This window comes from Mycolicibacterium helvum (assembly GCF_010731895.1).
In the GTDB taxonomy this organism is placed as follows: Bacteria; Actinomycetota; Actinomycetes; order Mycobacteriales; family Mycobacteriaceae; genus Mycobacterium; species Mycobacterium helvum.
The window spans coordinates 5,273,758-5,286,703 of sequence record NZ_AP022596.1; the positions used below are offsets into that span (position 1 = coordinate 5,273,758).

Annotated in this window: 12 protein-coding genes; 2 read left to right on the top strand and 10 right to left on the bottom strand. The window is 64.9% G+C overall.

The window, feature by feature from the left end; genetic code table 11:
* Positions 1-23: 23 nt before the first annotated feature.
* The gene (locus tag G6N38_RS24780; protein ID WP_163750647.1) at positions 24-539 is read left to right on the top strand and encodes an Rv2253/PknI dimerization domain-containing protein; all 516 of its coding nucleotides are present in this window, start codon (positions 24-26) and stop codon (positions 537-539) included.
* Here G6N38_RS24780 and G6N38_RS24785 read toward each other — a convergent pair.
* The 10 genes from G6N38_RS24785 to G6N38_RS24830 all read right to left on the bottom strand — a co-directional run bounded on the left by G6N38_RS24785 (position 526) and on the right by G6N38_RS24830 (position 12,042).
* Positions 526-2,085, bottom strand: coding sequence for an FAD-binding protein (locus G6N38_RS24785; RefSeq protein WP_163750649.1), 1,560 nt, complete (start codon positions 2,083-2,085; stop codon positions 526-528). The two genes, G6N38_RS24780 and G6N38_RS24785, sit on opposite strands and share 14 nt — an antisense overlap.
* A 78-nt stretch (positions 2,086-2,163) precedes the next feature.
* Complete coding sequence (locus tag G6N38_RS24790) at positions 2,164-3,255, bottom strand: ABC transporter ATP-binding protein (RefSeq protein ID WP_163750651.1); 1,092 nt, start codon at positions 3,253-3,255, stop codon at positions 2,164-2,166.
* A 2-nt stretch (positions 3,256-3,257) separates the two neighbouring features.
* Entirely contained in the window at positions 3,258-4,154 is an 897-nt protein-coding gene (locus G6N38_RS24795; RefSeq protein ID WP_246227413.1) for a carbohydrate ABC transporter permease, read from the bottom strand.
* Positions 4,151-5,041: a carbohydrate ABC transporter permease gene (locus G6N38_RS24800; protein ID WP_163750652.1), complete on the bottom strand. Its 891-nt coding sequence runs from the start codon at positions 5,039-5,041 to the stop codon at positions 4,151-4,153. Before G6N38_RS24800 ends, G6N38_RS24795 begins: the two co-directional genes overlap by 4 nt.
* A gap of 7 nt (positions 5,042-5,048) precedes the next feature.
* Positions 5,049-6,326, bottom strand: a complete 1,278-nt coding sequence (locus tag G6N38_RS24805; RefSeq protein ID WP_163750654.1) for an ABC transporter substrate-binding protein — start codon at positions 6,324-6,326, stop codon at positions 5,049-5,051.
* An 11-nt stretch (positions 6,327-6,337) separates the two neighbouring features.
* Positions 6,338-7,660 carry an alpha-glucosidase/alpha-galactosidase gene (gene melA / locus G6N38_RS24810; protein ID WP_163750656.1) on the bottom strand — a complete coding sequence of 441 codons (1,323 nt, stop codon included), beginning with the start codon at positions 7,658-7,660 and terminating at the stop codon, positions 6,338-6,340.
* A complete protein-coding gene (locus G6N38_RS24815; protein ID WP_163750657.1) occupies positions 7,657-8,619 on the bottom strand; it encodes a DMT family transporter in 963 nt (320 codons plus the stop codon). Before G6N38_RS24815 ends, melA begins: the two co-directional genes overlap by 4 nt.
* A 6-nt stretch (positions 8,620-8,625) precedes the next feature.
* Entirely contained in the window at positions 8,626-9,603 is a 978-nt protein-coding gene (locus tag G6N38_RS24820) for an N-acetylglucosamine kinase (protein ID WP_163750659.1), read from the bottom strand.
* Between the two features lies 1 nt (position 9,604).
* Entirely contained in the window at positions 9,605-10,738 is a 1,134-nt protein-coding gene (locus G6N38_RS24825) for an SIS domain-containing protein (protein ID WP_163750661.1), read from the bottom strand.
* On the bottom strand, positions 10,735-12,042 hold the full coding sequence (locus G6N38_RS24830; RefSeq protein ID WP_246227414.1) for a D-tagatose-bisphosphate aldolase, class II, non-catalytic subunit: 1,308 nt from the start codon (positions 12,040-12,042) through the stop codon (positions 10,735-10,737). The genes G6N38_RS24825 and G6N38_RS24830 overlap by 4 nt, the downstream gene beginning before the upstream one ends.
* 113 nt (positions 12,043-12,155) lie before the next feature.
* Between G6N38_RS24830 and G6N38_RS24835 the strand changes: the two genes are divergently transcribed.
* Positions 12,156-12,941 (top strand): DeoR/GlpR family DNA-binding transcription regulator, encoded by a 786-nt coding sequence (locus G6N38_RS24835; RefSeq protein ID WP_163750663.1) that lies wholly within the window; start codon positions 12,156-12,158, stop codon positions 12,939-12,941.
* Positions 12,942-12,946 lie beyond the last annotated feature (5 nt).

A 12,946-nucleotide genomic window follows, 5' to 3' on the forward strand; every position in this document is an offset into this window, starting at 1 on the left:
GCACTGGTGAGGGGAGAGGTCGGATGCGTACACCACGGACGTTGATCAGCGTTGCGGCGCTGACCGCTGCGACGGTCGCCGGTGTCGTGTACCCCGCGACTGCCGCGGCTAACGACAAGTGGGCGCTCAACGGGACGTTCGTCGCGACGTCCAACGGCGAGTGGGCCACCACCAACGACGTCTTTCACAACGAGCGCAGCATCCGCAGCACCTGGACCATCTCCTCGACGTGCAGCTATCCCACTGAGTGCACGGGCACGGTCAGCAGCGACGCGGGCTGGACGGCGCCGATCTTTCAGACCGGCGGGGATTGGCGGGTCAAGCGTGTCATTGAGGACTGGATGCCCTGCCAGGACGGCACCAGCGCCCCGGGCTTGCAGGTGATCCGGTTCCACGGCTCAAGCCCGGGCGGAGATCAGACCGATCCGTCCTCCAACATGTTGGTCGGGCAGGACTCGACGACCGGTCAGCCGGGCGCCTGTGGGCACAGCCTGGCGCTGTTCATCAACATGCCCTTCAAGTTGGTCAAGCAGACCTGACGTCACCGGCCATGTCGAGCGCCGCGAGATGGCTGAACAACATTGACGCGCCAATCGGGTTTCCGCCGCCCGGATACGTCGTTCCGCTGACCGCAGCCATAGTGTTGCCCGCCGCGTAGAGGCCGGGGATCGGCTGGCCGGACTCGTCGAGCACCCGGGCCCTGGCATCGGTGCGCAGACCACCCTTGGTCCCGAGATCGGACAGGCCGAAGGCCGCGGCGTGGAAGGGTGCCGCCTCGATCGGCACGAGCGGCGATTCGCCCCCGGAGAAGGCCCGGTCGTATGGTTCGTCACCGCGCCCGAAATCGATGTCAGTACCGTCGGCGACCATCGCGTTGTAGCGGGCAACCGTCTGTGCCAGGCTCTCGGCGGGCACCCCGATCGCCTCGGCCAGCTCGGCCAGAGTGTCTGCGCTGCGCCATAATCCGGCGGCGCGGTATTTCTCGGTGTCCACCATCGAGACGTTGGTCGCCTTGACCGGGGGGACTTCGCCGTCGCGATTGTCGTAGACCATCCAGAACGGGATATCGAGGCGGCCGGCCGTCATCTCGGCGATGACCTCCCGGCCGATCCGGTCATACGCCGCCGACTCGTTGACGAATCGTTGCCCGGCCTGGTTGACGAAGATGCCGCCGGTGAACCACAGGGCGAACGCCGAACGACCGTCGGGGTGGGTCAGGCCCGGCGACCACCACGCCTGATCCATCAGGTCGGTGGCGGCACCGGCGCGGATCGCCGCTTCCAGCGCCGCGCCGGTACTGCCAGGGCCGCCCATGCTGTCACCGGGCGTACCCGGTACGCCGTAGGACTGCCGCAGTGCGGCATTGTGCTCAAATCCGCCTGCCGCCAGCAGCACTCCGCGCCTGGCGCCGATCCGCACCGGGCCACCGTCGCGTTGCACGATGGCGCCGACCACCCGGCCGTCGTCGGTGATGAGGTCGGTCAACGCAGCGTTTCGGTACAGCGCAGCGTCCGGATAGCCGCCCAGTGCGGCGAGGAATCGGCCGATCAGGGCCCGGCCGCCGAACAATTTTTCCGGGGCGGGTGTGCCGAGGCGGTCGCGGTCGAGGGGGCCTCGCACGAAACCGGCGTATGGGCCAAGCTTCTCACCGCGGATTGGTGCTGCCACGATGTGGCGCATGCCGTCGCCGCGTGAGTCGGGCGCCTTGCCGAAATAATCCGGCCATGGCAGCACGGAGAAGATGAAGTTCTCGTCGGCCTCGAGGTACTCGATCAGTCCGGGCCCTCGGCGAATATAGGTCTCCTGCAGTTCCAGCGGGGTCCGGTCACCGATGACGGAGTGAAAGTAGTTGAACGCCTTCTCGATAGTGTCGTCGCTGCCAGCGCGTTGCAACACCGGGTTGCACGGAAACCACATGCCGCCGCCGCCCGAATAAGCGGTTGTCCCGCCGAAGAAGTCGGTCGCCTCCACCAGCGCCACCGACAGGCCCTCGCGGGCGGCTGTGTACGCACCGGTGATGCCGCCTCCGGAGCCGGCCACGATGACGTCAACGGTCTCGTCGAATGGGGTGTTGCGCGCGCTCATCGGCCTCCCTCGGTGTCTTGCCACCCACTGTTGCCGGTGACCGGGAGCGATGCAACAACCACTCCCGCTGAGCGAGTGTCAGAGCGTGATGCGCTCCCGACTCGGCCGAGAGTTACCCGTATCGGCATCGAAGAAGTAGGTCCGTTCCGGCGGCAGCTCGAGACCGATGCGGCTGTCCGCAGGCAAGTCGGTGCCTGCCGGTGCATGAACGATCACCCGGGCGGTCGCCGCGTCCCCGCTATCGACGAGTGCGGTCACCAGCACATGGCTGCCGAGCGGTTCGATGAAATCGACCCGCGCGGGCAGCAGCCCGTCCGTGTGGTGGCGGTGCAGCTGCAGATGTTCTGGACGAACGCCGACCGTCACCGGACCCTCGGGCGTCGACACCGCGGTCACCGCCTGGTTCCCGACGTGCAGCACTCCCGATCGCACCTCGGCCGCAATAAGGTTCATCGGGGGACTGCCCATGAACGCCGCGACGAAGGTGTTCGCCGGACGGTTGTAGATCTCATCGGGCGTGCCGATCTGCTGAATCTCGCCGCCGGCCATCACGCACAGCCGGTCGCCGAGCGTCATCGCCTCGATCTGGTCATGAGTGACGTAGATCGACGTGACGGGCAGTTCACGGTGCAATCGCTTCAGATCCCCGCGGACCTGGTTCCGTAACTTGGCGTCGAGATTCGACAGAGGTTCGTCGAGCAGGAATGCCTGTGGTTGGCGCACCAGCGCGCGGCCCATGGCGACCCGCTGGCGTTGACCGCCAGAGAGCTGACCGGGCTTACGGTCGAGCAGCTTGTCGATCTCGAGCAGCGCGGCAGTCTCTCGGACCCGCCGGTCGATCTCGCTGCGCGGTGTCTTGCGCTGCCGCAGCCCGTAGGCGAGATTGCGATAAACCGACATGTGCGGATACAACGCATAGTTCTGGAACACCATGGCGATGTCACGCTCGCCGGGCGCCAGCCGATTGACGATCGTGTCGCCGATCCTGATCTCCCCGGAGGTCGGCTTGTCCAGCCCGGCAAGCAGTCTCAATGCTGTGCTCTTCCCGCACCCCGAGGGCCCGACGAGGATCAGGAACTCTCCGTCGGCGACAGTCAGGTTGAATTCCTTGAGGGCAACGACGCCGCCCGGGTAACACCGTGTGACGCCACGGAACTCGACTTCCGCCATGTTCAGCCTTTCAGTCCGGTCGACGCGACCGATTGCACGAAGAAGCGCTGCGCCCCGATGAACACCAGCAGCATCGGCAGCAGGCTCATCACGTTCGCCGCCATCAGCAGCGGCCACTTGACGTGGTGTGCGCCTTGGAAGTAGCTGAGTCCCAACGGGATTGTCATCTGATCTTGCGAGGTGATGACGATCAACGGCCACAGGAAGTCATTCCACGATGTGAGCACGGTGAGTGCTGCCAACGTCGATAGTGCAGGCAACGACAGCGGCAGGATGATCTTGAAGAGCACGCCGATCCGCGACGTCCCATCGACCCGGGCGGCTTCTTCCAACTCGACGGGCACTGTCATGAAGAACTGCCGCAGGAAAAAGATACCGAACGCCGTGGCCAGGTTCGGCAGCATCAGCGCGCCGATGTGATCGATGCCCAGGCCCTCCCAGACGTTGTCACCGAACCACTTGACGATCAGGAAAACTGGAATCATCGTGACCTGGAACGGCACCATCAGCGTCGCCATCAGCGTGACGAACAGCGCTCCGCGGCCGAGGAATCGGACCCTCGCGAACGCGTAACCCGCCAGGCTGCACACCACGAGGTTGCTCACCAACACGACAGATGTCACCATCGCGCTGTTGATGAAGAAGTGTCCGAACGGCGCCGCATCCCACGCATCGGTGTAGTTCGAAAACTGCGGGCTGTGCGGAAATAGCACTGGCGGAAAGTGGTTCGCCTCGCCCTCGGTCTCCAACGACGTGACGAGCATCCACAACAGCGGCACGAGCAGGATGAACGTCAAGGGAATCAGAACCAGATGCCACGGGCTGAACGGCAGCCGCCAGCGAGACGTCCGTTCCGGCCCGGCTGTTTCGACCCGCATGGGGGCCAGCAGGTCGCTCATGAGTGCACATGCCTTCGGGCGAGCCGGAACTGAACGACGGTGATGATCAGGATGACGACGAACAGTGCGTAGGCCATCGCTGCCGCGTAGCCGGCGTCGAACTGCACGAACGCGCGGTCCCACAGGTAGTAGACGATGACGGTGGTGGCGCGCAACGGACCGCCCCGTGTCGTCACGTAGACCTCGTCGAACAACTGCAGGGCGTTGATCGTCAGCCAGACGACGAGAAACAGATTCGCCGGTCCGAGCAGCGGCACCGTGATGGTGCGGAACCGAGTGAACGCGGATGCGCCGTCAATGGCGGCCGCTTCATGCAGCTCCGCTGGAACACCCTGCAGCGCAGCGAGATACACGATCACCGAGAAGCCGGTCCAACCCCAGACCGTCATCGCCACGATCACGTACAGCGCCTGCGACGGGGAAGCCAGGAACGGCTGCGACGAGACGCCCACCGCGTTCAACGCGGCGTTGACCAGACCGTAGTCGCGGTCGGTCAGCCACAGGAAGATGATGCCTTGCGAGATCGTCGACACCGCCATCGTGACATACGCGGCCGTCCGATACACCGAGATGAACCGCACCGAACGGTTGAGCGCCGCCGCGACGAACAGCCCTACCAGCATCGTGCCTGGCACGAACAATGCCGTGTAGATGATGGTGTGCTTGATCGCCTCGACGAAGACCGGATCGTCGGCCAGCTTCTTGTAGTTGTCGAACCCCACCCACGGCGTCTCGGCACTGAGCAAGTCGGACTTCTGGAACGACAACTGCAGCGACATCAGCACCGGGAGCAGCCCAAAGATCCCGATCAGGATGGCCGCCGGGCTCACCAGCGCCCATCCCGAGACGGTATCTGTGCGGCTCAGCCGTCGAAGTAGTGCAGGCATCAACGCCCTACTTCTCTGCCAACTTCGCGTCAGCGGCCTGGGCTGCGGTGTCCAGAGCGGCCTGGGGTTGGTCTTTGCCGAGCATCACAGACACGATCGCCTGGCCTAGCGCCTCCGACACCGCCGGGTACTGCTCGATTTGCGGTCGCGCCTGCTTCACATTCTTCAGGTTCTCGACGAACGCCGCGGTTCCTGGGACGTTCTTGTCGAGCTCGTCGAGCACGGCCTTGTCGTCACCGACCGAGGCACGGATCGGCAGGTCCCCGGTGCCCTCGGAGAACTTCTTGACCTGTTCCGGCGCCGAGAGCCATTTCAGAAAGTCGATGGCAGCGGCCTTGCGCTTGTCGCCGTTGTTGAACACCACCCAGTTGTCGGGTCCGGCGATGGTCTGATGTCCGCCGTTCGATCCGGGATAGCTGGGCATCACCTGGACTCCGTACTCGATGTCGGATAGCTGAGACAGATCCCACGGTCCAGTCACCAGCATCGCGATCTTGCCGCTGTTCATCAACTTCGGCCCGTTCTCGTTGGTGGTGTCAAGGTACAGCGACTTGTCGGCCACAGCCATCTGCTGCAGTGTCGTCAGCGCCTTGACGCCCGCCTCGGAGTTGAACGCGGCCTTGGTGTTGTCCGGGGACAGGATGTCGCCACCGGCCTCCCAGAGCATCGGAATGTAGTGCCACACCGTATCTTCACTGCCATCAGCGGGGATCAGCCAACCGAACTGTCCCTTGGCGGGGTCGGTCAGTTTGGCGGCCGCAGAACGAAAGTCGTCCCAGGTCCACTCGGGCGAGGGCGGCGCGACGCCGGCGTCGGCGAAGAGCTTCCTGTTGTAGACGATCGCCAGGTTGTCGACGAGTGCGGGCACGCCGACGACCTTGTCGCCGACCGTCGCCGCCTTGCGTTCGGCCTCGTAGAAGTCGTCCCACTTCCAGTCGGGCTTCTTCACTTCGTCGGCCAGGTTGACCAGCGAGGGGATCTTGGCGATGTTCGGCGACCATGATCCGAACATGTACGCGATGTCCGGTGCGCTGTTACCGCGAACAGCGGTAAGAACCTTTTGCAGCACAAGGTCGTTCGACGAGTACAGCTCGGACACCTTGACGTCTGGATGTTCCTTGTTGTATTGGTCGACGAGGCTCTTGAACACCTGGCCCTCGGTATCCTGGTAGCCGTGCCACACCGCGATTTCGGTGGGGCCCGATGATCCGCCTCCGCCACCACATGCGGCGAGGACGCCAGTGAGGACGGCGATCAGGGCGATGCACAACCTACGTCGAATCACGGTGACACTCCTTAATTGGCGATTTCTCGGGCGGACGTGGAGCGCAGAGATGGGGGCAGCAGATCACCGTGCGCGACGGTTAGCTCGTCGCACAGTTTCCAAATCTGATCGACGGTCAGTGTCGCGGCAGTGTTCGGATCGACCATCGCCGCTGCGCGCACCAGGCGTGGGTCACCCTGGACGGCAGCTCGTACGGTGAGATCCACCGGTCCGAGGAATCCCCGGTTGAGTGCCGCGCACTGCGGAGGGAGATCGCCGACCTTCATGGGGTGCGCACCGAGTGCGTCCAGAAGTGTTGGCACTTCAACGGCAACCCCGTTGGGCAGGTTGGTGATCAGCCCGTCGTTGACGACGTTGGCCGAGATCACGCGCGGCGTGCCTGTCTCCAGCGAGTGGATGACCTGCGGTGCGTATTCCGTCGAGCTGGTGTCGATGGCAAGCGATTGTGCGTCTGCCAATTCTGCTCGCGCGCGCGCATATTCGGCCAGGTTGGCTTCGCTGATGGACACGTACTCACCCACGTTGATGCGCAGCCGTTCGATCTCGGCGGGATCGTGAAGATACCAGCCGACGTATTCGCTGCTGTGCTCGCTGGTCTCCGTGGGGTAGTAGCCCAACCGTCGGTACATGTCGACGCGCACGCGCCTGCGCAGCTCGGGATCCGCGGCGATGCGTTCGTCGAGGAGCGGATAGAGGTTCTGGCCGCCACGTTCCCACCGCAGCACCCACGCCTGGTGGTTCACGCCTGCCGACCAGTACGACACCTCGTCATAGGGCACGTCGATGAGCTCGCACAGGCCGACCATCGTCCAGTACACGGAATGGCACAGGCCGAGGACCTTCAGTTGTGGCGCGACCGCGTGCAGGAACGTCACGTTCATCGCCATCGGGTTGGTGTAGTTCAGCAACCAGGCGTCGGGGCACAGCTCGGCCATGTCCCGCGCGATGTCAGCGAGGACCGGGAATGTCCGCAGCCCGCGGAAGATTCCGCCGACGCCGATCGTGTCGCCGATCGTCTGCTTCAACCCGTAGCGCGCCGGTATCTCGAAGTCGCGCACGGTGGCTTCGTGCATGCCGACCTGAATGACGTTGATGACGTAGTTCGCGCCATCGAGGGCACGACGACGGTCGAGGGTGGCGATGATCTCGGGATCGGCGCCGGCCGCGTGGGCGCTCGCTCGGGCGATCGCCTCTGCGGTCGCCAGGCGCTCGCGGTCGATGTCGTGCAGCACCACCCGCGTTGACCCCAACTCCGGGAACGACAGGATGTCGCCGAGCAGTTCTCGGGTGAACTCGACGCTGCCCGCGCCGATGATAACGACGGTCGGTTTCACCGCACGGCCCGCCCTTCAGTGCTCGCCGGACGATCGCCGACCACGGCTTCGGAGAGTGCCTCGCCTCGCTTCTCATCGCTGTAGACCATCAGCGTCGAGCCGATCAGTGCCAGCGCGATGCCGATCGCGCCGTAGAGGGTCGGCAGCGTCTGGTAGGCGATCAGCGAGATGATCACTGTGAGTGCGGGCGCTAGCGCATTGGTGGTCGGCGCCACAATCGAGGCCTTGCCCCTGGCGAGGGCCATCACGAGAGACAGCGCTCCGACGGCGTTGAGTACCTGGGTGGCCGCGGTCAGCGCAGGCGCCTGCCAGGGGAAGTCGGTGGGTACGTCGCCGAGGGAGATGAGCGCGACCGGTATCAACGCGAGGCCGCTGATGGTCATCCATCCGAATGTGGTGGCTTCGTTGACCCCGATCGTCGCGGTCTTGCGCATGAAGTACGCCTGCACGCCCCAGGCCGCGCAAATCAGGACTGACAGCAGCAGCCAGGGTCCCGACGAGTTCTCCGATTCTCCGCCGGTGATGGTGAACAACACGATGGCTGCCAGCGCCATGATCAGGCCGACCACTGCCAGTGGTGAAATGCGTTCCCGCAGCAGGACCATTGCCATGATGACGGTGATCGCCGGGGAGATTGAGACGATCGGGAAGATGAGGTAGGCCGGTCCCATTGTGAGTGCCTGGAACAGGATCAACTGGCCGCCGGCGCCAGTGAGTCCGATGAGCAGGCCGTAGATGGTCGCGGCCGGGCGGCGATCCCACCTCTTGCCGCGAAGGATGAACGCAGCGGGAATGATCATTGTCAGCGCCCAGATGCTGTAGATCATCTCGTCTGGATAGCCGTACTTCGACGACGGCAGCGCCGAGAATGCGCCCCAGACACCCCAGAACAGAATGAGAAGAGTGGCGTAGAAGATCCACCCGCGGGTTCGGGCTGTAGTGGTAGTGGCACTAGTCATGTGACGTCACCTCGTCGGGTTCTCGTCGGAAAGGCGTTGCACGGCTTCTGGACTCAGCGGATGACCGCTGTGTTTCGCGGCGTAGAGCGCACCGCCGACGGCTGGGTCCAGCCGGGGAGTTTGCAGGTCGTACTTGGCCGCAGCAGCCTGCAGTGCGGTGACGAACTGGCGCAGGAAGCCCTCGTTGGAGAACATTCCGCCCGAGTAGGACACCGGGACGGTTTCCTGATCGGTGAACCCGACCAGCGTCCGCGTCGTTTCGATGAGCGTGACCAGCTCCTCGACCGCGGCGGACAGGATGCGCGACGACGCCTCGTCGCCAGTTGCTGCGGCCTCGCAGACCGTCGTCGCCAGTGCGGCGATCTTGCTGCGGTTTCCCTTCCAGGTGTCGATCACCAGACTGACGACGTCGAGATCGCCGGTGACTTCCAGGCGGTCCTTCATCAATCCATGCAGCCGACCTTTCGGCAGCCTGCCGTCGCTCATCCGGGAGAAGGCGTTGAGCGCCTGCGCCGCAATCCAATACGCCGAGCCCTCGTCGCCGAAGAGTTCACCCCAACCGCCAACACGGTGGCCGACGCCCTGACGCTCGCCGTAGGTCATCGACCCGGTTCCGCTGATGACGTTGATACCGTCCTCGCCGGCGAGTGAGCCGGCCCATCCGCAGACCATGTCGTTGTCGCAGCTATACCGGTCGTGGCTGAGCACGCCGGCGGGCACGGCGTCGAGCGCCGCGATATCACCGCTGGCCTCGCCGTACCCGGGAAGCCCGAAGAAGGCCGCGTCGATGTCGGCGGGCGTGATGCCTGCTTGCCCGCAGATGTCCGTAACACCCTGCGCGAGTGACTTTTCGACGATGTCGAAGCCGTCGTTGAAGTAGTAGGACGTCGGTGCGGTCGCGCGGGCGATGACGTGTCCGGTGTCGTCGATGAGTGCGAAGGCGGTCTTCGAACCGCCGCCGTCGACGCCGAGGTAGCGGGCCACGTCATGCTCCGTTCTGCGTCATCGGGTAGATGGTGACGCCCTGGACGACCCGGTTGACCTCGCCGGAGGGGAAGGGATTGTCGGGTGTCTTGCCGTGCTCGAGCGCGGTGAACAGCGCGAGGTATTGGGCGAACACCAGAAACGGGAGGGCGGCAAGCGCGTCGTCCACGCCGTCGAGTCCCGGCAGCACGACGGCGGGACCAAGATCGGTGGGAAGGGGGGCGGTGGTGATCACCGTGACGGCGTCCTCGCCGAGTTGGGCACGGATCTCGGCGACGATGTCAAGGTCGTAGCGGCGCGTGTAGGGGTCGCTGGAGACGTACACCACGGCGAGTGTGTCTCCGTCGAGTGCGGACTTCGGTCCGTGCCGAAAACCGAGCGGGGAATCGAAGTAGGTGACCACGTCTCCGGCTGTCAGTTCCAGCATCTTCAGGGCGGACTCGCGCGCGAGCCCCGCCAGCGGTCCGCTGCCGAGATAGAAGAACCGTTGCTTCTTGGCTCGCGCGAGAGCCGCGATGTCCTGTTGCAGGCCGATGACCTGCTCAGCCGCCCGGGCCAGCGCGTCGACGTCGCGGTCGGTCCCGGGCCCGAGCAGCAGCAGGCACGTCAGCAGCATCGATGTGAGGCTCGATGTCATCGCGAAACCGGTGTCATTGGTGCGTTCCGGCATGTAGACGACGCGCGAGTTGGCCCGGCCGGCGTGCGTCCGGCCCAGTTCGCCGGCGGGATCGCAGGTCAGGATGAGATGTGTGATGTCGTCGACTAGTTCGTCGGCAAGGGCTGTGGTGGCCAGGCTTTCTGGACTGTTGCCCGAGCGGCCGAAGGACACCATGAGTGTCGGAGTGTGCCGCTCCAGGTGATCGAGCGGGCTGGCGACGATGCTGGTGGTCGGGATCGCTTCGACGCGACGGCCGAGATGGCGCCGCACAGCGGCGGCCGCGATCTCACCGATGAATGCTGAGCTTCCGGCGCCGGTCAGGATGACCCGGAGGTCGGGGCGCTCGGCGACCTCGCTGATGAACTGCGCGACCGCGGGGTCGGTGTGCCGGGCAACGTCACGCCACACACCCGGCTGTTGCCCGATCTCGAGAATCGTTGCCCCGCCTGCTTCTTGGGTGGGGATGGTTTTCGTCATTCGGTGACTCCACTCACGGCTCGGGCGTAGGGCCGCATCGCGTCGCGGATTCGATCGATCACCAGCGACGACGCTGTCGGATCGAGTTCGCCGGCGCGGATCCGGTCGTACTGATTGGGTAGGAATTGACTGATGAGCGGCATCGGTATCCCGACGTCATCGAGGTTGTCCAACAGACTCCGGCGCGCTGCGTCGACCTCGTCGTCGGCCCAGTAGTACCGGAGCCGGTCGCTGTAGCTGTACCGCCTGGCCGTCCTCTGATTTTGCGGGTTCCCGTCGTAGTAGCCCTGCCAGTATTCGGGGTTGGCGAGCATGCGGCGCTCGATGACATCGATCAGGTTGGACCGGGACGGCTGCGGCACGAGTTCGTTCTCGATGTGGGAGAGCGCAAAGAGCGCTTCGCGCATCGCGAAGGTCAGCGCCGGTCCGACTTTCATTACGGCCCAGTGGTCTTCGACGAGCTCTCGCAGTTGTGCGGGCCGCTGATAATCGGTCGAATGAGCCTCGAAGACCAGATGGGGCTCCTCGTCGAGGATTCGCCGTAGCGCCACGGTGGCATCGCGTTGGTAGTCGATGACCTGAAGGTGATCGAACTCGACGCCGGGCTGGACCACCAATCCCATCACCCTGGGCCACACGTGGTCGAGGCCCGCCTCCCGGAACGCCTTGCGATGGGCGGTAATCGTCTGCTGCGCACGGTCCGCGGGCGTAGGTGTCAGGGTTTCAAGGGTTTCGTGCGCTCCACCGGGCACCGGCACCTCCGTGCCGATGACGTACATCGGCAGGTCGGTGCCGTTGCGGTGCGCGCAGTCCTCGGCCACCTGCATCAGGCGGGCGGCGCGGCGGGCGACGATCTCGTCGTCGAGGACGTGCGGGTCGTCGGCGCAAGGCATGCTGCAGTCGAGGTGGATCTTGGCGTAGCCGGCCTCCACGTAGGCGGCGATGAGCGTGTCGGCCTTGGCCATTGCGGCGTCGGCGGTTTCGCCTTGCCACCGGTTCGGGCCGAGATGGTCGCCGCCTAGCACGATGCGTTCGCGCGGGAATTCGCAGCGATCGGCGATACCGAGAACGACATCGCGGAACTCGGCCGGACGAAGTCCGGTGTAGCCGCCGAACTGATCGACCTGATTCGAGGTGGCTTCGATGAGCACATGACTGCCGTCGGCGGCGGCCTGAACGATGGCCGCCTCGACGACGGTGGGGTGCGCCGAACACACGGAATAGATGCCGACCGCCTCGCCGGATTTGTGCCTGCGGATCGTGTCGGCGAGCGAGCTGATTCGCTGCCCGGACATTTGCAACATTGCTCGATCATGGGAAGCTCGCTCAGAGTGCGCAATGCAATGGCGTCAAGTGATCACTAAAACTGATCGTTTGACGCCAGCGCACAGGCCTGCGAAACGAAGGAGGCAATGCCGTGTCGACCAGGCGCACCGATCGGATGCGTGCGGTGCTGTCACTATTGCGCGAGCGCGGCGAGGTCGATTCGCAGGTGCTGCGCACCGAATTGCGGGTATCGGCCGCGACGCTACGCCGCGACCTCAGCGAGCTCGAGGATCAAGGCCTCCTGGTCCGGACGCACGGCGGGGCCCGGGCACTCGACCCCAGCGACAGCGAAATTCCCGTGCGGCTGCGCGATCACCGGACAATCGCCATCAAACGGCGGATCGCCCAGCACGCCGCCGCGCTGGTGCCTGCCGGTCCGCAGGCGGTGGCGTTGACCGGCGGGATCACCACGGGCGAAGTCGCACGATCGCTGAAGGGCCGCCCCCAGATGACGATCGTCACCAACTCCCTGACGATCGCCGCTGATTGCGCGGTCGACGCGCAGATGAAGGTGATCGCGACCGGCGGTCTGGTGCGGGCGAATTCGTTGGAAGCGGTTGGCCCGATGTCGGAACACGCATTTCAGGTGATCAACGTCGGAACCGCGGTCCTCGGCGCCGATGGGATGTCGGCGGAGGTGGGGGCGACCACGTTCGACGAGGCTGAAGCGCGCACTGCGATGGCCATGGCCGCCAGCGCGCAACAGGTCGTCGTCGCGGTCGACGGCTCCAAGATCGGCAAGGTGACACTCGCAAAGATGGTGACAATCAACGAGATCGATCACTTGGTGACAGATTCGACCGCCGACCCGGTTCAGCTGGAGCGGATCGTCGCGGCGGGGGTGCACGTCCACGTCGTCGAAGTTGGCGACGACTGAGGCTC